The organism is Streptomyces sp. NPDC093018 (genome assembly GCF_040684035.1).
GTDB lineage: Bacteria > Actinomycetota > Actinomycetes > Streptomycetales > Streptomycetaceae > Streptomyces > Streptomyces murinus.
Window position 1 is genome coordinate 477,159 of the sequence record NZ_JBFBFF010000002.1, and the last position, 17,412, is coordinate 494,570.

Annotated in this window: 15 protein-coding genes; 12 read left to right on the forward strand and 3 right to left on the reverse strand. The window is 73.1% G+C overall.

The features are described 5' to 3' along the window. The first annotated feature begins 64 nt into the window (after nucleotides 1-64). On the forward strand, nucleotides 65-2,401 hold the full coding sequence (locus tag AB0N90_RS06030) for a bifunctional diguanylate cyclase/phosphodiesterase (protein ID WP_365193290.1): 2,337 nt from the start codon (nucleotides 65-67) through the stop codon (nucleotides 2,399-2,401). Between the two features lie 26 nt (nucleotides 2,402-2,427). Here AB0N90_RS06030 and AB0N90_RS06035 read toward each other — a convergent pair whose 3' ends face one another. Further along, a complete protein-coding gene (locus tag AB0N90_RS06035) occupies nucleotides 2,428-3,012 on the reverse strand; it encodes a TetR/AcrR family transcriptional regulator (protein WP_365193291.1) in 585 nt (194 codons plus the stop codon). A 124-nt stretch (nucleotides 3,013-3,136) separates the two neighbouring features. On the opposite strand from AB0N90_RS06035, the gene AB0N90_RS06040 reads away from it, so the two are divergent. The 11 genes from AB0N90_RS06040 (at nucleotide 3,137) to AB0N90_RS06090 (ending at nucleotide 14,953) form a co-directional block, all read left to right on the forward strand. Continuing rightward, on the forward strand, nucleotides 3,137-3,508 hold the full coding sequence (locus AB0N90_RS06040; protein WP_365193292.1) for a DUF4267 domain-containing protein: 372 nt from the start codon (nucleotides 3,137-3,139) through the stop codon (nucleotides 3,506-3,508). Nucleotides 3,509-3,636: 128 nt separating this feature from the next. After that, nucleotides 3,637-3,933 (forward strand): Asp-tRNA(Asn)/Glu-tRNA(Gln) amidotransferase subunit GatC, encoded by a 297-nt coding sequence (gene gatC / locus AB0N90_RS06045; RefSeq protein WP_006130840.1) that lies wholly within the window; start codon nucleotides 3,637-3,639, stop codon nucleotides 3,931-3,933. A gap of 2 nt (nucleotides 3,934-3,935) precedes the next feature. After that, entirely contained in the window at nucleotides 3,936-5,432 is a 1,497-nt protein-coding gene (gene gatA, locus AB0N90_RS06050) for an Asp-tRNA(Asn)/Glu-tRNA(Gln) amidotransferase subunit GatA (RefSeq protein WP_361677305.1), read from the forward strand. Continuing rightward, nucleotides 5,429-5,668 (forward strand): hypothetical protein, encoded by a 240-nt coding sequence (locus AB0N90_RS06055; RefSeq protein WP_037657242.1) that lies wholly within the window; start codon nucleotides 5,429-5,431, stop codon nucleotides 5,666-5,668. Before gatA ends, AB0N90_RS06055 begins: the two co-directional genes overlap by 4 nt. A gap of 16 nt (nucleotides 5,669-5,684) precedes the next feature. Further along, on the forward strand, nucleotides 5,685-7,199 hold the full coding sequence (gatB, locus tag AB0N90_RS06060) for an Asp-tRNA(Asn)/Glu-tRNA(Gln) amidotransferase subunit GatB (protein ID WP_085566684.1): 1,515 nt from the start codon (nucleotides 5,685-5,687) through the stop codon (nucleotides 7,197-7,199). 224 nt (nucleotides 7,200-7,423) lie between these two features. Next, complete coding sequence (locus AB0N90_RS06065; RefSeq protein ID WP_365193294.1) at nucleotides 7,424-9,679, forward strand: MMPL family transporter; 2,256 nt, start codon at nucleotides 7,424-7,426, stop codon at nucleotides 9,677-9,679. Further along, a complete protein-coding gene (locus AB0N90_RS06070) occupies nucleotides 9,657-10,229 on the forward strand; it encodes a GNAT family protein (protein WP_365193296.1) in 573 nt (190 codons plus the stop codon). Before AB0N90_RS06065 ends, AB0N90_RS06070 begins: the two co-directional genes overlap by 23 nt. A gap of 45 nt (nucleotides 10,230-10,274) precedes the next feature. Then, entirely contained in the window at nucleotides 10,275-10,940 is a 666-nt protein-coding gene (locus AB0N90_RS06075; protein WP_365193297.1) for a hypothetical protein, read from the forward strand. Nucleotides 10,941-11,223: 283 nt separating this feature from the next. Beyond that, nucleotides 11,224-11,424, forward strand: coding sequence for a hypothetical protein (locus tag AB0N90_RS06080; protein ID WP_365193298.1), 201 nt, complete (start codon nucleotides 11,224-11,226; stop codon nucleotides 11,422-11,424). 175 nt (nucleotides 11,425-11,599) lie between these two features. Then, a complete protein-coding gene (locus tag AB0N90_RS06085) occupies nucleotides 11,600-14,626 on the forward strand; it encodes an AAA family ATPase (RefSeq protein WP_365193611.1) in 3,027 nt (1,008 codons plus the stop codon). A gap of 33 nt (nucleotides 14,627-14,659) precedes the next feature. Beyond that, nucleotides 14,660-14,953 carry a DUF6191 domain-containing protein gene (locus AB0N90_RS06090; RefSeq protein ID WP_365193300.1) on the forward strand — a complete coding sequence of 98 codons (294 nt, stop codon included), beginning with the start codon at nucleotides 14,660-14,662 and terminating at the stop codon, nucleotides 14,951-14,953. Nucleotides 14,954-15,134: 181 nt separating this feature from the next. On the opposite strand, the gene AB0N90_RS06095 is transcribed toward AB0N90_RS06090, so the two are convergent. Further along, complete coding sequence (locus tag AB0N90_RS06095; RefSeq protein ID WP_365193302.1) at nucleotides 15,135-16,298, reverse strand: PQQ-dependent sugar dehydrogenase; 1,164 nt, start codon at nucleotides 16,296-16,298, stop codon at nucleotides 15,135-15,137. A gap of 52 nt (nucleotides 16,299-16,350) precedes the next feature. Next, nucleotides 16,351-17,349 (reverse strand): aldo/keto reductase, encoded by a 999-nt coding sequence (locus AB0N90_RS06100; RefSeq protein WP_365193303.1) that lies wholly within the window; start codon nucleotides 17,347-17,349, stop codon nucleotides 16,351-16,353. Between the last annotated feature and the right edge of the window lie 63 nt (nucleotides 17,350-17,412).

A 17,412-nucleotide genomic window follows, 5' to 3' on the forward strand; every position in this document is an offset into this window, starting at 1 on the left:
CCGTCGATGGTGTCGGACATCGGACCGCGTGGCGTGGGCACCGCCGGCTGTGAGAGGGACGGGAATGGAACCGACCGAGAGCGTCGCCCCGGACTCACGGCTGCGCCTGCGCCGCCGCGCGCTCGCCTGGCGGGAGATCCTGCGGCCCGGCCGCGCCGAGGGCCGTACCCGCCCGCGCGTCCGTCCGGCCCAGGCCGGCCCCCTCACCCCGCCGGGCACCCGGGTGCCGCTCGCCATCGAGCCCTCGCCCGGCCTCGCGGGTGCGGGTGCCGGCCTCGGCGGCGAGCCGGAGGCGGGCCGGCCGAGCCCCTGGCCCGCGCTGCCCGCGGCCGTCACGGCGGCCGCCGCCCTCGTCCTGGCCGCCGGTTTCCTGCGCGCCTTCGGCGGACGGCACGCGCTCTTCCCGTGCGGCACCACCGGCTGGTCGCTGGCCCTGCTCACCGGGATCATCGTCGGCCACCTCGTGATGCTGGGCCGCGCCCGCTGGTGGGGCGGCACCGGCTCGGGCGCCGCCCTCACCCTCGCCGTGCTGCTGCTCTACGGCTGGGTGCCCGCCGGCCTGGTCAGCCTGACCGTCGTCGTCCTGGTCGGCATCGCCCGCCGGCACCGCTGGCGCCAGGGCGTGCTGCACGGCGCCACGGACATCCTCGGCATCGGCGTGGCCGCCCTGCTGCTCGGCGCGCTCGGCCGGGTGCCCAGCGTGGAGCAGCCCTGGCGGGCGCACAGTTGGAGCCTCGCCACCGCCCCCGAGATTGCGCTCGCGGCCGTCGCCTATCTCGCCGTCAGCCGCGGCCTGCTCTGGTACCTGACCGCGCCGCGCGAGCACGGACTGCCGAGCATCCCGCGGCCCGCGCTGGTCCGACAGGGCCTGGTGGCCGTGGCGCTGCTCGGCATCGCACCGCTGGTGTGCGTGGTCGCCGACGCCCAGCCGGTACTGCTGCCGCTGTTCGCCATCCCCCTCATCGCCCTCGACTCCGCCCTGTGGATGGCCCGCGCCCGTGCCGAGGAGCAGCTGCGCGACCCGCTGACCGGACTGCCCAACCGGCAGTGGCTGCAGGAGCGGATCTGGACCGCGCTGGACGACGCCGACCGCATCGGCGCCCGTTCCGCACTGATGCTGATCGACCTGGACCGCTTCCGTTCGGTCAATGACACCCTTGGTCATCTCGCCGGTGACCGGCTGCTGTTGCAGATCGCCGAGCGGCTGCGGCTCGCCCTGCCGCGCGGCGCGGAGGCGGCCCGGCTCGGCGGCGACGAGTTCGCGGTCTTACTGCCCGTCGCCGACTCCATCACGTCGGCGATGCGGGTCGCCCGCGGTCTGGTGACCGCCCTCAGCTCCCCGCTCGACCTCGACGGCCTCACCCTCGTGCTGGAGGCCAGCGCCGGGGTCGCCGTCTTCCCGGACCACGCGAGGGACGCGGAGGGGTTGCTGCGGCGGGCCGACGTGGCCATGTACCAGGCGAAGCGGGACCGTACGGGCGTCGAGGTCTACGAGTCCAAGCGGGACTCCAACACCCCGGACCGGCTCGGCCTCCTCGGCGATCTGCGCCGGGCGCTGGACGCGCACGAGGTGCAGCTGCACTACCAGCCCAAGGTGCGCTTCGACGGGCAGGTCGCCGGTCTCGAAGCGCTGGTGCGCTGGGTGCACCCGGAGCGCGGGAAGGTGCCGCCGGACGAGTTCATCGCGATCGCCGAGTCCTCCGGGCTGATGCCCCATCTCACCGAGTACGTCCTGGAGACCGCCCTCGAACAGGTCGCCCGCTGGCGGTCGGGGGGCATCCGGGTGCCGGTCGCGGTCAATGTCTCCCCGCGCGATGTGCACACGCCCGGCTTCGCGGGCTCGGTGGCCGCGCGGCTGGCCCGGCACGGGGTACCGGCGGGCGCGCTGCAGCTGGAGATCACCGAGCACGTCCTGCTGGAGGACCCGCAGCGGGCCGCCGACACCCTCGCGGCGCTGACCGGGCACGGCGTGAAGATGTCCCTGGACGACTTCGGCACCGGGTACTCCTCCCTGGTGCATCTACGGCGGCTGCCGGTCAGCGAGCTGAAGATCGACCGCTCCTTCGTGGCCCGGCTCGCGGTGGACACCGAGGACGCCGAGATCGTGCGCTGCACCGTCGACCTCGCGCACTCCCTGGGGCTGCTGGTCGTCGCGGAGGGCGTGGAGGACGACGAGACCTGGGAGCGGCTGCGGGACCTGGGCTGCGACGCGGTGCAGGGATGGCTGGTGGCCGCGGCGATGCCGCCGGAGGAGGCGACGGCCTGGCTGCGCTTCCGGCAGACCAGCGTCGGCTCGCCCACGCGCCGCCCCCTGCCGGCGGGCGAGGTGCCCGTCCCCGACGGCAGCGGCCCGCCTCCGGCGACGGCGGGCGGCCGTAAACCGTCCCTCGGCCCCTCCTAGCCCCTCCTAATCCCTCTTAGTTCCTCTTAGTTGCTGGTCGGCCCCGCGAACCGGTCCACCAGCAGCTCCAGGCGCCGTTCGTGCGCCCACTCCGGCAGGCGGCCGCTGCGCATCAGGGTCGCCAGTCCGTGCAGGGCCGCCCAGAACGTCTCGGTCAGCAGGCCGGCGTCCTCCTCGGTGGTGACCGGCGCCACCGCGGCCAGCAGTTCGCCGAAGGCGTCCCGGAGCGGGGCAGGGGCCTCCGCCGTGGCGAACGGCAGGTCCACCAGGTGGGTGAACATCGCGTCGTACAGGGCGGGCCGGCGCCGGGCGAAGGCGGTGTAGGTCCGGGCGATCGCCGCGAGCGGGGCCCGGACGCCGTCGGCGCCCGCGCGCGCCCGCCGTAGCTCCGTCGCCAGATCGGCGCAGCCGTCGACCGCGACCGCCGCCATGATCGCGTCCTTGCCCTTGAAGTGGCTGTAGAGCACCGGCTGGCTGTACTCGATCTCGGCGGCCAGCCGACGCGTGGTCACCGCGTCCCAGCCCTCCGCCTCGGCGAGCTCCCGGGCCGCCGTCACGATCAGCTGCCTGCGCTCGGCTCGTTCGCGCTCCCTGCGCGTCTGGATCGTCATACCCGGAATTCTAGCAACGCTAGGCAATCTGTCGACGCTCTGCTAGCGTCACTCGTGTTCCTAGCGTTGCTAGAAAGCGCGCTGCTAGAAAACACGCTGCGGGAAAACATCAACGGGAGACGTCATGACCATCGCCGCGTACACGCTGGCCGTCCTGCTCGACCTGTTCTGTCTCTTCCTCGGCTACCGCTTCTGGTTCCAGCCCGCCCCGGCCGCCGCCGGCTACGGCGTCCCCGCCGACCCCGCGGGCGACGCCGGCGCCTATCTGTCGGTCAAGGGCGGCAGGGACGCCGCCTTCGGTCTCGTCGGGCTGGTCCTGCTGGCGCTCGTCGGAGCGCGCGCCGAGGCCTGGTTCATGGTCTGTGTGGCCCTCGTCCCGCTCCTCGACACCGTGACCGTCCTGCGGCACGGCGGTACGCGGGCCGTCGCGTTCGGGATCCATTTCGCCACCGCCGTGGTGGTCCTCGGCTGCGCCGCGCTGCTGTTCGCGGCCTGACCGGTCCGCCGGCCGGGGTGCCCCGGAGCCGCCGCGAGCCCGTCCCGGGCAAACCGTTTAACGGCCGGGCCGCCCCGCCCCATAGGATTGGCTCCAAACAACACGCACTCACCCCAGAGGATCGCTGCATGCCTGGCATCACGCGCGAGGAGGTCGCCCACCTCGCCCGGCTGGCGCGTCTGGAGCTGAAGCCCGAAGAACTCGACCACTTCGCCGGCCAGCTCGACGACATCATCGGCGCGGTCGCCCGCGTCAGTGAGGTCGCCGACCAAGACGTACCGCCGACCTCGCACCCGCTCCCGCTGACGAACGTCATGCGGGCGGACGAGGTCCGTCCCTCGCTCACCCCCGAGCAGGCGCTCTCCGGCGCCCCCGCCCAGGAACAGCAGCGTTTCAAGGTGCCGCAGATCCTGGGGGAGGAGTGACCATGACGGACAACATCATCAAGCTCACGGCCGCGCAGATCGCCGAGAAGATCGCCTCCGGCGAGCTGACGGCGGTCGCGGTCACCGAGGCCCACCTCGCCCGCATCGAGGCCGTCGACGAGAAGGTGCACGCCTTCCTGCACGTCGACCGCGAGGGCGCCCTCGCCCAGGCCCGCGCCGTGGACGAGAAGCGGGCCCGCGGCGAGCAGCTCGGCCCGCTGGCCGGCGTCCCGCTCGCGCTCAAGGACATCTTCACCACCGAGGGCGTGCCCACGACCGTCGGCTCGAAGATCCTGGAGGGCTGGATCCCGCCGTACGACGCGACGCTCACCAAGCGCCTCAAGGCCGCCGACGTCGTCATCCTCGGCAAGACCAACATGGACGAGTTCGCCATGGGGTCCTCCACCGAGAACAGCGCCTACGGCCCGACCGGCAACCCCTGGGACCTCACCAAGATCCCCGGCGGCTCCGGCGGCGGCTCCTCCGCCGCGCTCGCCTCCTACGAGGCCCCGCTCGCCATCGGCACCGACACCGGCGGCTCCATCCGCCAGCCGGCCGCCGTCACCGGCACCGTCGGCGTGAAGCCGACGTACGGCGCGGTCTCCCGCTTCGGCATGGTCGCCTTCTCCTCCTCCCTCGACCAGGGCGGCCCCTGCGCCCGTACGGTCCTGGACGCGGCACTGCTGCACGAGGTCATCGCGGGCCACGACCCGATGGACTCCACGTCCATCGACGCCCCGGTCCCGCCGGTGGTCGAGGCGGCCCGCAACGGCAGCGTGGCGGGCATGCGCGTCGGCGTCGTCAAGCAGTTCCGCGGCGAGGGCTACCAGGCCGGCGTCATCCAGCGCTTCGACGAGTCCGTCGAACTGCTGAAGGAGCTGGGCGCCGAGATCGTCGAGCTGGACTGTCCGTCCTTCGACCTCGCGCTGTCGGCGTACTACCTGATCGCGCCCTCCGAGTGCTCCTCCAACCTCGCCCGCTTCGACGGCCTGCGCTACGGCCTGCGGACCGGCGACGACGGCTCGCACTCGGCCGAGGAGGTCACCTCCCTGACCCGCGAGGCCGGCTTCGGCCCCGAGGTCAAGCGCCGCATCATGCTCGGCACGTACGCCCTGTCGAGCGGCTACTACGACGCCTACTACGGCTCCGCGCAGAAGGTCCGCACCCTCATCACGCGGGACTTCGAGAAGGCGTTCGAGCAGGTCGACGTGATCGTCTCCCCGACGACCCCGACCACCGCCTTCGCGATCGGCGAGCGCGCCGACGACCCGATGGCGATGTATCTCGCGGACCTGTGCACCATCCCGACCAACCTGGCGGGCAACGCGGCCATGTCGCTGCCCTGCGGTCTCGCCCCGGAGGACAACCTCCCGGTGGGCCTGCAGATCATCGCCCCTGCGATGCAGGACGACCGCCTGTACAAGGTGGGCGCCGCCGTCGAGGCCGCCTTCGTGGAAAAGTGGGGACACCCGCTGCTTGAGGAGGCACCGTCGCTGTGAGCAAGCTGTCCAAGGCCAAGGACTTCAAGAAGTCCAAGTCCGGTACGTACCTGTCCATGGCCACCACCGCGTTCGGCGCGATCGGTGTCACCAAGCAGATCAAGAAGGCCCGCGCCGAGCACGACACGCTGCGGCTGCTCGACGCCACGGTCTCCGCCGTCGCGATCGTGACCGGCCTCGCGATCCTCTACCGCGAGCTGAAGCGGCTGGGCGACGACGACGTCCTGCTGGGCTGAGAGGGAAGTTTTCACCGTGACCACCACGACCGACCTGGTGTCGTACGAGGACGCGCTGGCGTCGTACGACCCCGTCATGGGCCTTGAGGTCCATGTCGAACTCGGCACCAAGACCAAGATGTTCTGCGGGTGCTCCACGGAGCTGGGCGCCGAGCCCAACTCGCAGACCTGCCCCGTCTGCCTCGGCATGCCCGGCGCGCTCCCGGTCGTCAACGCGACCGGCGTCGAGTCGGCCGTCCGGATCGGCCTCGCGCTGAACTGCTCGATCGCCGAATGGTGCCGCTTCGCCCGGAAGAACTACTTCTATCCGGACATGCCGAAGAACTTCCAGACCTCCCAGTACGACGAGCCGATCGCCTTCGACGGCTACCTCGACGTGCAGCTGGAGGACGGGGAGACCTTCCGCGTGGAGATCGAGCGCGCCCACATGGAGGAGGACACCGGCAAGTCGACGCACGTCGGCGGCGCCACCGGCCGTATCCACGGCGCGTCCCACTCCCTGCTGGACTACAACCGCGCCGGCATCCCGCTCATCGAGATCGTCACCAAGCCGATCGTGGGCGCCGGCGAGCGCGCCCCCGAGGTGGCCAAGGCGTACGTGCGTGAGCTGCGCGAGGTCATCCGTGCCCTCGGCGTGTCCGAGGCCCGCATGGAGATGGGCCAGATGCGCTGTGACGTGAACCTGTCGCTGATGCCCAAGGGTGCCGAGAAGTTCGGCACGCGCTCGGAGACGAAGAACGTCAACTCGCTGCGCTCGGTGGAGCGCGCGGCCCGCTTCGAGATCATGCGGCACGCGGCCGTGCTCAACTCCGGTGGCACCATCATCCAGGAGACCCGCCACTTCCACGAGGACACCGGGTCCACGACCTCGGGCCGCGTGAAGGAGGAGGCCGAGGACTACCGGTACTTCCCGGAGCCCGACCTGGTCCCCGTCGCGCCCGCGCGCGAGTGGGTCGAGGAGATCCGCGCGGCGCTGCCCGAGCTGCCGCTGGTGCGCCGTACCCGGCTGCTCGCCGACTGGGGCATCTCCGCCACGGAGATGCAGGCGATCCTGAACGCCGGCGCGCTGGACCCGATCGTCGCCACCATCGAGGCCGGGGCCGACGCGGCTTCCGCCCGCAAGTGGTGGATGGGCGAACTGGCGCGCAGCGCCAACGAGTCCGGCACGTCCCTGGACGAGCTGGCGATCACCCCGCAGCAGGTGGCCCGGGTCACCGAGCTGGTCACGAAGGGTGATCTGAACGACAAGCTGGCCCGTCAGGTCATCGAGGGTGTGCTCGCGGGCGAGGGCACCCCGGACGAGGTCGTCGACAAGCGCGGCCTGAAGGTCGTCTCGGACGACTCGGCGCTCGGCACCGCCGTGGACGAGGCCATCGCCGGCAACCCCGGCATCGCGGACAAGATCCGCGGTGGCAAGGTGGCCGCGGCCGGCGCCCTGGTCGGCGCGGTCATGAAGGCCACCCGCGGCCAGGCCGACGCGGCCCGCGTCAAGGAGCTGATCCTGGAGCGGCTCGGCGTCAGCGAGGGCTGACCGGCGAGAGCTGAGTCACCGTCAACCCGTGGGGGGACGCGCCGCACCGGCGCGTCCCCCCACGGCGTTTTTCTCCCGCTGTGAATAAGCCCACGAACACGGCAAAGGATCACTTTTGCCTGCAAGAGTGTCCAGCGATTGCTCATGCGTTCTTTGCGGGCTGTTCAGTCTATGGACGATCGTTCCCGGCCAAAGATCCACAAATCTTCCTTGGGAGCACGTCCGTGGCAGCCCTCGCGCGCTGGTGCGTCCGGCACCGACTGATCGCCGTCCTGCTGTGGCTGTGCGCCTTCGGCGGGGCCACCGCGGCCGCCTCCTTCGCCGGCACGTCGTACTCGAACGACTACTCGGTCCCCAGCACCGAGTCCGGCCGCGCCGCGCAGCTCCTCCAGGCGGGCTTCCCGGGCCTCGGCGGCGACAGCGACACCGTCGTCTGGCACACCACGAAGGGCACCGTCCGCGCCGCCGACGTCGAACAGAGCATGACCACCGCCCTCGACCGGATCGCCGGGCTGCCGGGCGTCGCCTCCGTGGACGGGCCGTACGAGGGCCAGGGCGGCGGGCAGATCAGCGCCGACGGGCGCACCGCCTACGCCACCGTCACCTTCGCGCGGCAGGCCGAGGACATCGGCGAGAACGAGGCGCAGGCCGTCGTGGGCGCCGCGAAGGCGGCCCAGGGCGACGGGCTCCAGGTGGAGCTGGGCGGCAGCGCCATCGGGCTCACCGAGACCCCGAACGACCGCACCGCCGAGGTGGTCGGCGTCCTCGTCGCCGCCGTCGTCCTCTTCCTCGCCTTCGGTTCCCTCGCCGCCTCCCTGCTGCCGATCGCCACCGCCCTGATCGGCGTCGGCACCGCCCACGCCGGCATCGGACTGCTCGGCCACGCCATGACGGTCGCCGACTTCGCGCCCATGCTCGGCATGCTCGTCGGCCTGGGCGTCGGCATCGACTACGCGCTGTTCATCGTCACCAGGCACCGGCGCGGACTCAGACGCGGCCTGGACGTCACCGAGGCCGCCGTGAGCGCCGTCGCGACCACCGGACGCGCCGTCGTCTTCGCCGGGGCGACCGTGTGCATCGCCCTGCTCGGCATGCTGATCCTGCGCCTGAGCTTCCTCAACGGCGTCGCCGTGGCCGCCAGCCTCACCGTGATCCTCACCGTCGCCGCCTCGGTCACCCTGCTGCCCGCCCTGCTGTCGTACATCGGCCCGCGCGCCCTCGGCCGCCGCGAACGCCGCCGGCTCGCCGAACACGGGCCGCGCCCCGAGGTGCCCACCGGCCTCGCCGCCCGCTGGTCCGCGCTGGTGGAGCGGCGCCCCAAACTGCTCGGCTCGCTCGCCGTCGCGGTGATCGCGCTGCTCGCCCTGCCCACCCTCTCGCTCCACCTCGGCACCTCCGACCAGGGCAACGACCCCCGCACCTCCACCACCCGCAAGGCGTACGACCTGCTCGCCGACGGCTTTGGACACGGCGTCAACGGGCCGCTGACCCTCGTCACCCGGGTGGACGGCGCCGCCGACCGGCTCGCCCTGGACAACCTCGACACCACCCTGCGCGCCACCCCCGGCGTCGCCTCCGCCACTCCGGCCGCCTACGCCACCGGCGGCGAGACCGCCTACCTCACCGTGGTCCCCGACTCCGCGCCCCAGTCCCAGGCCACCAGCGCCCTGGTGGACCGGCTGCGCGAGACGGTGCTGCCCCGCGCGGAACAGGGCACCTCCCTGGACATCCAGGTCGGCGGGGTGACCGCCAGCTACGACGACTTCGCCGATGTGATCGTCGGCAAACTTCCCCTGTTCGTCGGCACCGTCATCGGGCTCGGCTGCCTGCTGCTGCTCCTCGCCTTCCGCTCGCTCGGCATCCCGCTCAAGGCCGCCGTGATGAACATCGCCGCCGTGGCCGCCGCGTTCGGCGTGGTCGTCGCCGTCTTCCAGTGGGGCTGGGGCAGCGAACTGCTCGGCCTCGGCCGCGCGGGCCCCATCGAGCCCTTCCTGCCCGTGATCATGGTCTCGGTGCTCTTCGGGCTCTCCATGGACTACCAGGTCTTCCTGGTCAGCCGGATGTACGAGGAATGGCTGGCGACCGGCGACAACCGGCGCGCCGTCCGGGTGGGCCTCGCCGAGACCAGCCGGGTGATCAACTCCGCGGCCGTGATCATGATCTCGGTCTTCCTGGCCTTCGTGCTCAGCGGCGACCGCGTGATCGCCATGTTCGGCATCGCGCTCGCCGCCGCCGTCGCCCTCGACGCCTTCGTCCTGCGCACCCTCCTGGTGCCCGCCCTGATGCATCTGCTCGGCGCCGCCAACTGGTGGCTGCCCGGCTGGCTGGAGCGCCGGCTGCCGCACATCAGCATCGAGCCGCCGGAGTGCCGCGCCGCGCATGAGAGGCTCGGACGCGTCCCGGCCGACCGGATCGGCCCGGACCGGATCCACGAACAGCAGAAGGAAGCACAGCGCGATGTACGCGATATCCCTGGGTGACGGCGCCGAACTGCGCCCGTTGGAGGTCTGGCACGCCGCGGAGATGCTGGCCAACATCGACCGGGGACGCGCCTTCATCGGGCAGCACATCGGGCTGCCCCAGGTGGTGGCCGACCTGGACGGCGCCCGCGCCTACCTGCGGTCCTACGGCGAGAAGCGCGCCACCGACACCGGCGCGCTGCACGGCATCTGGCAGGACGGGACGCTCGTCGGCGGACTGCTCTTCCGCACCTGGGACACGCCGAGCGGGGTGTGCGAGGCCGGCTGCTGGCTGGAGCCCGCGGCGGCCGGGCGCGGGCTCGTCACCCGCGGCATGCGGCTCCTGATCGACTGGGCGTTCCGGACGCGCGGCATGCACCGCGTGGAGTGGCGGGTGGCCACCGCCAACCAGCCCAGCATCAATGTGGCCCGGCGGCTCGGCATGACCCGTGAGGGTGTACTGCGCGAGAACTATCCGCACGACGGGGAGCGCACCAGCACCGAGATCTGGTCGGTGCTGGCCCCCGAATGGCCTACGGCAGGCGAGGGCGCGGCGCAACACGCCCATTGACGATCATTAAGCGACCTCTCATACGGCGTCCGTACGGTTGTTGCCATGGCAACGAAGACATCGGAAGACGCCGCGGCCGGTACGACGGCGGCGCAGCACGACGACGAGACGGCACAGGGGGTCGAGACCGCGGCGCAGGACACCGCGGGGAAGGCGGAGACCGAGGGCGCGAGCGCCGAGGGCGCGGCGGTCGCCGGGGGCACCGAGCAGCCGGCCGACGGCCCGCTCGCCGAGGAGCCGGTGGACGGGCCGGCGGACGGGCCGGTGGACGGGCCGGTGGACGGGTTCGAGGACGACGCGGCGGACGCCAAGGCGCCCTCCGGGGTCGGCCAGGGCGCCGGTGCCGTGGTCTCCGCCGCGCTGGGCCTGGTCTCGCTCAGCGGCGGCTGGATCGGCACCGTCGCGGGCGCCCGCCAGCAGCTCGTCGGCCAGCTGCGGACGTCCTCCACCGCGAGCGTCGCCACGCAGATCAAGGCGGTCTACGGCGACTCCTGGCACACCACCGCGCTGTGGGCCGGCTTCTTCGCCCTGCTCGCGCTGATCACCGGCGTGGTCGTCCTCGCCCGCCCCGCCTTCGGCACCCCCGGCCGCCCGCAGGCCCCCTGGATCAAGTCGGTGGCCTGGGCCGGCGTCTCGCTCGGCGTCATCGGGCTGCTGCTGGCGGTCCTGAAGTACTCGGACGCGCTGCTGGCACTGCCGTCGGCGAGCTGAGCGGGCGACAACCCCCGGCGCCCAGGGACCTCAGCGGCGTCAGCGACCTCAGGGGCCTTAGGGAATCCGTGCACATGTCACGGGCTCCCCGAGGCCCCTTACGCGTGCCCGGCGCGAATTCTGAGGACCCCTCAGACGTCGGCCCGTGCCGGACGGCCGCCCGAAGATGCGGAACTTTCCCGATGCGGCGCGCCCGGCCGGGAGCGGAAGGTGGAGGCATCCCGCGGAGGCATCGCAGCGAGCGAAGCCCCGCACCGCCTCTCTCCCCGCGAAGGGTCCCGCCATGATCGAGATCGAGAACCACGCCCGGATGCGCACCGAGCGACTCCTCCTGGAGGCCGAGCGGCAGCGCCTGGCCCGCGAACTGACCCGGACCCGCCGCCGCGCCCGCCGCATCGCACGAGCCTGGGCCGGCGGCAAGGGCCGGGTCGGCGACCCGCACGGGTCCCCGTCCCTATGGCAGCGGCCCCTGCGCACCGGGTGACCGCGCCATGGGCACGACGCATCCCGCCGTGGGCACGACGTCCCTCGCCATCCGTACGCCGGCTCGCCCGACCGGCACGCCCCGCCCGGTGACCGGCACGCCCCGCCCTGCGGTCGGTACGACAATCGCACCGGGCCTGTGGAAAACCGGCGACCCGGTCCCCGCGCCCCGTGCGATGCTCGGCCGCGTGGAGACCAGATCCCCCAGTCCCGAGTTCGTCGGCCGCGCCGCTGAGCTGGCCGTCCTGCACGACGCGCTCACCCGCGCCGCCGCGGGGCAGCCACAGACGCTGCTGCTCGGCGGTGAGGCGGGCGTGGGCAAGACCCGCCTGGTCGAGGAGTTCACCACGGCCGCCGCGAGGCGCGAGGCCCTCGTCGCCGTCGGCGGCTGTGTGGAGATCGGCGCCGAGGGGCTCCCGTTCGCCCCGTTCTCCGCCGCCCTGCGTGCCCTGCGCGCCGCCCGGCCCGAGGAGTTCGCCATCGCCACGGCCGGTCGGGAGGAGGAACTGGCGCGGCTGCTGCCCGAGTTGGGCGAACACCCAGCGGGCCGCCATGACGAACACGGCATGGCCCGCCTGTTCGAACTCACCGCCCGGCTGCTGGCCCGGCTCGCCACCGACCACACCATCGCCCTCGTCCTGGAGGACCTGCACTGGGCCGACGCCGCCACCCGCCATCTCCTCGCCTACCTCCTGCGCACCCCGCGCACCGGCAGACTCCTCGTCCTCGCCACCTACCGCTCCGACGACATCCACCGCCGCCACCCCCTGCGCCCTCTGCTCGCCGAACTGGACCGGCTGCGCACCGTCCACCGGATCAGCCTCCCCCGCCTCACCCGCGAGGAGGCCGCCCGGCTGATCGCCGGCATCCTGGCCCGCGAACCCGACCCCGCCGAGGCCGACGCCGTCTTCGCACGCTCCGACGGCAACGCCTTCTTCGTCGAGGAACTCGCCGTGGCCGCCCGCGAGGGCCGCCGCACCGGCCTCACCGACTCCCTGCGCGATCTGCTCCTGGTCCGGGTCGAGACCCTGCCCGAACCCGCCCAGCGGATCGCCCGGATCATCGCCGAGGGCGGCTCCACCGTGGAGTACCCACTGCTCGCGGCCGTCGCCGGGCTCCCGGAGGACGACCTCATCGAGGCACTGCGGGCCGCCGTCGGCGCCAACATCCTCACCACCGACCCGGGCGGCACCGGCTACCGCTTCCGGCACTCCCTGAGCCGCGAGGCCGTCGCCGACGACCTGCTGCCCGGCGAACGCTCACGCCTCAACCGCCGCTACGCCGAGGCACTGGAAGCCGACCCCACCCTCGTCCCGGCCGAGACCCGCCCCTCCCGCCTGGCCGGGTACTGGTACCACGCCCACGAACCCGCCAAGGCCCTGCCCGCCGTCCTCGCCGCCTCCGCCGCGGCCCGCCGCCGACATGCCTACACCGAGCAACTCGGCCTGCTGGAGCGGGCGATGGAGCTGTGGGACAGCGCCCCCGAAGCCGTGCGCTCCGCCCTGCGCCCCGTCGACCGCACCCCATGCGGCGGCGACCCCACCACCCCCCTGAGCTATCTCGACCTGCTGGCCGAGGCCGTCGTCGCGGGCCGCTTCGGCGGCGAACGCGAACGTGCCCTCACGATCACCAAGCGCGCCCTGCGCCTGCTGGAGGACGCACCGGACCCGCTGCGCGCCGCCTGGTTCTGGCTGCAGCGCTCCCAGCTCGTCCAGGCCCAGGCCCACGGCGACGGCCGACGCGAACTGGCCACCGCCGAGGAACTGGTCCGCGGCCTGCCCCCGTCCGAGGTGCACGCCGAGGTGCTGACCCTCGCCGCCAACTGGTCCATGCGGCACCGGCCGGGCCCCGAGGCCTTCGCCGCCGCCGAACAGGCCGTGCAGTACGCGCGGATGGTCGGCGCCCGCGCCATAGAGCTGCACGCCCGCCTCACCCTGGGCGGCCTCCAGGTCGACGCCGGCGCCCATGAGCCGGGACTCGCCCAGATGCGGCAGGTCCTCGGGGCCGCCCTCGCCGAGGGCATGCACCAGGTCGCGGGCCGCGCCTATGTGAACCTCCCGTCCGCACTGACGGGCCTCGGCCGGAACCGAGAGGCCCTGCCCCTGCTGCACGAAGGCCTCGCCTTCGCCCGCGGACACGGACTGCCGGACTCCGAGGCCTGGATGTGGGCCGGGCTGGCCGAGGCCCGGTACGCACTCGGGCAGTGGCCGGAAGCCGCCCAGGCCGCCGCCCACGCCACCCGGATCGGCCACGGCACCGAGCCCCGTGCCGCGGGCGCCCTGAAACTGGCCCACCTCGCCCTGGCCCACGGCGACCTCCCCGAGGCCGCCCGCCGACTCGCCACCGCCCGCGACCACTTCGGGGACCACGCCCCCATGCCCCACCAGTCCCTCCCACCGGCCCGCGTCGCCCTGGGCATCGCCGCCGGACAGGGCCGCCTCGCCGACGCCCGTGCCGAACTGCTCCGGGCACTGGACGCCGGCCTCCCGACCGGCGCGCACCGCCACGGCTGGCCGCTGCTGCGCGCCGCCGCCTCCGCCGAGGCCGACACCCGCGCCCGGCCCAGCACCCGGACGGGCCGGGCCGAGATCCTCGACCGGCTCACCGAGACCGCGCGCACCCTCACCACCGGGGCACCGCTGTGGGACGCCTACGACCAATGGACCCGCGCGGAACTGCGCAGGGCGGACGGCCGGGACACCGTGGACGCCTGGACCCCGGTGGTCACCGCCTTCGAGCACCTGGACCGCCCCTACGACCTCGCCCGGGTCCGCCTCCGCCTGGCCGGGGCGCTGCTGAGAGCGGGCGGCACGGGCGAGCGCGACCGCGCGCTGGAACTCCTCCGGCTGGCCGCGGCCGTCGCCACCCACATGGACGCCCGCCCCCTCATGGACACCGTCACCCGCTCCGCCCGCCGTGCCCGACTGGCCCTGACCCCCGGCCGCGGACGGTCCGGCGCCACCCCGGCCGACCGGGCCGCGGGCCTCGGCCTCACCGCCAGGGAACAGGAGGTTCTGCGACGGCTCGCGGCCGGCCGCACCAACCGGCAGACAGCCGAGGAACTGTTCATCTCGCCGAAGACGGTGAGCGTTCACGTCTCCAACATCCTGGCCAAGCTCGGTGTCTCCAGCCGCGGCGAGGCGGCCGCCCTGGCCCACCGGCTCGGTCTCTTCCCGGCCCAGGACCGGCTGGCGGCGGGATAATGGCCCCGGGACAACCGGCAAGGGGGAGAAGCCGTGTTCGACGCCTTCAGTGAACTGTTCGCACCAGGCCGCAAACACACCCGCGACGAACAGAACCGCCTCGAACTGACCCGGGAGGAGGTCGGCGACAGCGACCCGGGCCGCGGCCCCATAGACCTGACCTCCGGCAAGGCGGTCATACGCCTGTCCGCCCCGAACCCGGCGACCACGGAGCCAGAGGAGGAGCGGACAGAGCCGGAGCCGGAGGGCGAAGGGCGGGATTGGAGAGGGGGTGCCCCTGTCTGTTCGGCCGAGGTCGAAGGCCGTGATGATCAAGCTCACGAGTGACGAGGCACTGGTGCTGTCGCACTGGCTGGAGAAGCTCCAGATGACGGACCTCAGCCGGGCTGTTCGCATCCGACTATGACCAGCAGCTTGAGGCCGCTCGTCAGAGGCTGCGGCCGGAGACTCCCATTGCGGAGCCATGAAAACGGTAACGGGGGGAGGCCCCCAGAAGTCGTCGGCGCTGCTAGCTCACCTGAAGCTCCAGAACCCTGTCGTCCCCCTTCTTCGGATGCCCCCGTCCGTCCGTGTTGTTCGTGATCAGCCACAGCTTGCCGTCGCCCGCCGGGGCGACCGTGCGCAGGCGGCCGTAGGCGCCGGTGAGGAAGGACTGGGGGGCGGCCGCGGCGCGGGTGCCGTGGAGGGGGATGCGCCACAGGCGTTCGCCCTTGAGGGCGGCCATCCAGATGACGCCGTGGACGTAGGCGATGCCGCTGGGGGAGGCGTCGTCGGTGTGCCACTCGGCGATGGGGTTCTGGAAGCGGGGGTCGGTGGACTTGCCCTCGGCGTCGGGCCAGCCGTAGTTGCCGCCGGGCTTGATGGCGTTCAGTTCGTCCCAGGTGTCCTGGCCGAACTCGGAGGCGAACAGCCGCTGGCGGTCGTCCCAGGCGAGGCCCTGGACGTTGCGGTGGCCAAGGGAGTAGACGGGGGAGCCAGGGAAGGGGCCGCCGGGGGCCGGTTCGCCGTCGGGGGTCAGCCGGAGGATCTTGCCGCCCAGGGAGTCGCGGTCCTGGGCGAGGCCGCGCCGGCCGCTCTCGCCGGTGCCGGCGTACAGCATGCCGTCGGGGCCGAAGGCGATCCGGCCGCCGTTGTGGACGGGGCCCTTGGGGATGCCCTTGAACAGGGTGTCGGGAGCGCCCAGTTGCTCACCGGCCGGTTTCTTGTCGTCGTAGAGCATGCGGACGATGCGGTTGTCCGAGGCGGAGGTGAAGTAGGCGTAGATCATGTGGTCCGAGGCGTAGTGCGGGGACAGCGCGATGCCCAGCAGGCCGCCCTCGCCCGCCGGGGAGACCCCGGAGACCGTGCCCAGTTCCGTCTTGCGGCCGGTGTCCGGGTCGATACGGGTGATCGTCCCGTCGTCGCGGGAGGACACCAGCAGATCGCCGCCCGGCAGCACGGCAAGGCCCCAGGGCGACTTCAGACCCTCGGCCACCGTGCGCAGCACCCGTACCGAGCCCTTGGCCGGCGCCGCCGACTCCGTGGCCGGGGCGGCCGGCGCGGTGCTCGCGGGCGCCGTACGGGGGAGCCGGCCGGGAAAGCCCACCCCCGAGGAGCCGGAGGAGCAGCCCGCCGTCAGCAGGAGGGCGGTCGCGGCCAGCACGGTCGGCACAGCTCGACGTCGCACGATCATGATCCCTTCGGGGCGGCGTTCCAGCGGCAGATCTTCCCCTGCCAAGGGTCCCTCAGTCCCACGACCCCTGCGCCCTCGGCAGCCGTGCGATCTCCGCCAGATCCGCGGGGGACAGCCGCAGTCCGGCCGCCGCCGCGTTCTCCGCGGCCCAGCGCTCCCGCTTCGTGCCCGGCAGCGCGATCACATGGCGGCCCCGGGACAGCACCCAGGCCAGCGCGACCTGCGCCGGGGTGACCTCCGGACCGTGCCGCCGGGCGACGCGGCGCAGACCGGCCACGATCGGCTGGTTCGCCGCCATCATCTCGGCGGTGAACCGGGGGTGCCGGGCGCGCACATCGTCCGGTTCGAAGCCCTCGCCCGGGGTGAGCGTGCCGGTCAGGAAGCCGTTGCCCAGCGGCATCGCTGCCAGGAAGCCCACGCCCCGCGCCTCGCACCACGGCAGCAGCGTCCGCAGCGCCTCCGGGGACCACACCGACAGTTCCGCCTCGACCGCGGCCACCGGGAACACCTGCTGCACCCGCTGCAACTGGCGCAGCACGCCGTCGTAGCGCCCGGCGCCCGAGCGGCGCCCGCCGCGCGCGCCCAGCGCGCACAGGCCGAGCGATCGCACCTTCCCGGCCCGCACCAGCTCGGCCATCGCGCCCCAGGTCTCCTCGATCGGCACCTCGGGGTCGGGGCGGTGCAGCTGGTAGAGGTCGATCACCTCCGTCTGGAGCCGGCGCAGCGAGGCGTCGCAGGCCCGTTTCACATAGCCGGGGCGGCCGTTGGCCACGATGTGCTGCTCGCCCACCAGCAGCCCCGCCTTCGTGGAGACGAACGCGTCCGCCCGCCGCTCCCTCAGCACCCGCCCGAGCAGCAGCTCGTTGGTGAACGGGCCGTACATGTCCGCGGTGTCCAGCAGGCTCGACCCCAGGTCCAGGGCCCGGTGCACGCATCTCACCGACTCCTCGCCCCGTTGCCGCGAGGTGCTGTACGCCCAGCTCATCGGCATGCACCCGAGTCCGACGGCCCCCACCGCGAGCGCCCCCGCGCCGATCGTCCTGCGCTCCACCTGCTCCGGAACCTCCCCTAGCCTGACCCCCAACCTAACCTCTGCACCGCGCGTACCTGACAT

Coding starts and splice junctions, on each gene's coding strand:
- AB0N90_RS06030 (WP_365193290.1), top strand. CDS start 65: ATGGAACCGACCGAGAGCGTCGCCCCGGACTCACGGCTGCGCCTGCGC.
- gatA (WP_361677305.1), top strand. CDS start 3,936: ATGACGGACAACATCATCAAGCTCACGGCCGCGCAGATCGCCGAGAAG.
- AB0N90_RS06040 (WP_365193292.1), top strand. CDS start 3,137: ATGACCATCGCCGCGTACACGCTGGCCGTCCTGCTCGACCTGTTCTGT.
- AB0N90_RS06035 (WP_365193291.1), bottom strand. CDS start 3,012: ATGACGATCCAGACGCGCAGGGAGCGCGAACGAGCCGAGCGCAGGCAG.
- AB0N90_RS06085 (WP_365193611.1), top strand. CDS start 11,600: ATGCTCGGCCGCGTGGAGACCAGATCCCCCAGTCCCGAGTTCGTCGGC.
- AB0N90_RS06095 (WP_365193302.1), bottom strand. CDS start 16,298: ATGATCGTGCGACGTCGAGCTGTGCCGACCGTGCTGGCCGCGACCGCC.
- AB0N90_RS06070 (WP_365193296.1), top strand. CDS start 9,657: ATGTACGCGATATCCCTGGGTGACGGCGCCGAACTGCGCCCGTTGGAG.
- AB0N90_RS06080 (WP_365193298.1), top strand. CDS start 11,224: ATGATCGAGATCGAGAACCACGCCCGGATGCGCACCGAGCGACTCCTC.
- gatC (WP_006130840.1), top strand. CDS start 3,637: ATGCCTGGCATCACGCGCGAGGAGGTCGCCCACCTCGCCCGGCTGGCG.
- AB0N90_RS06075 (WP_365193297.1), top strand. CDS start 10,275: ATGGCAACGAAGACATCGGAAGACGCCGCGGCCGGTACGACGGCGGCG.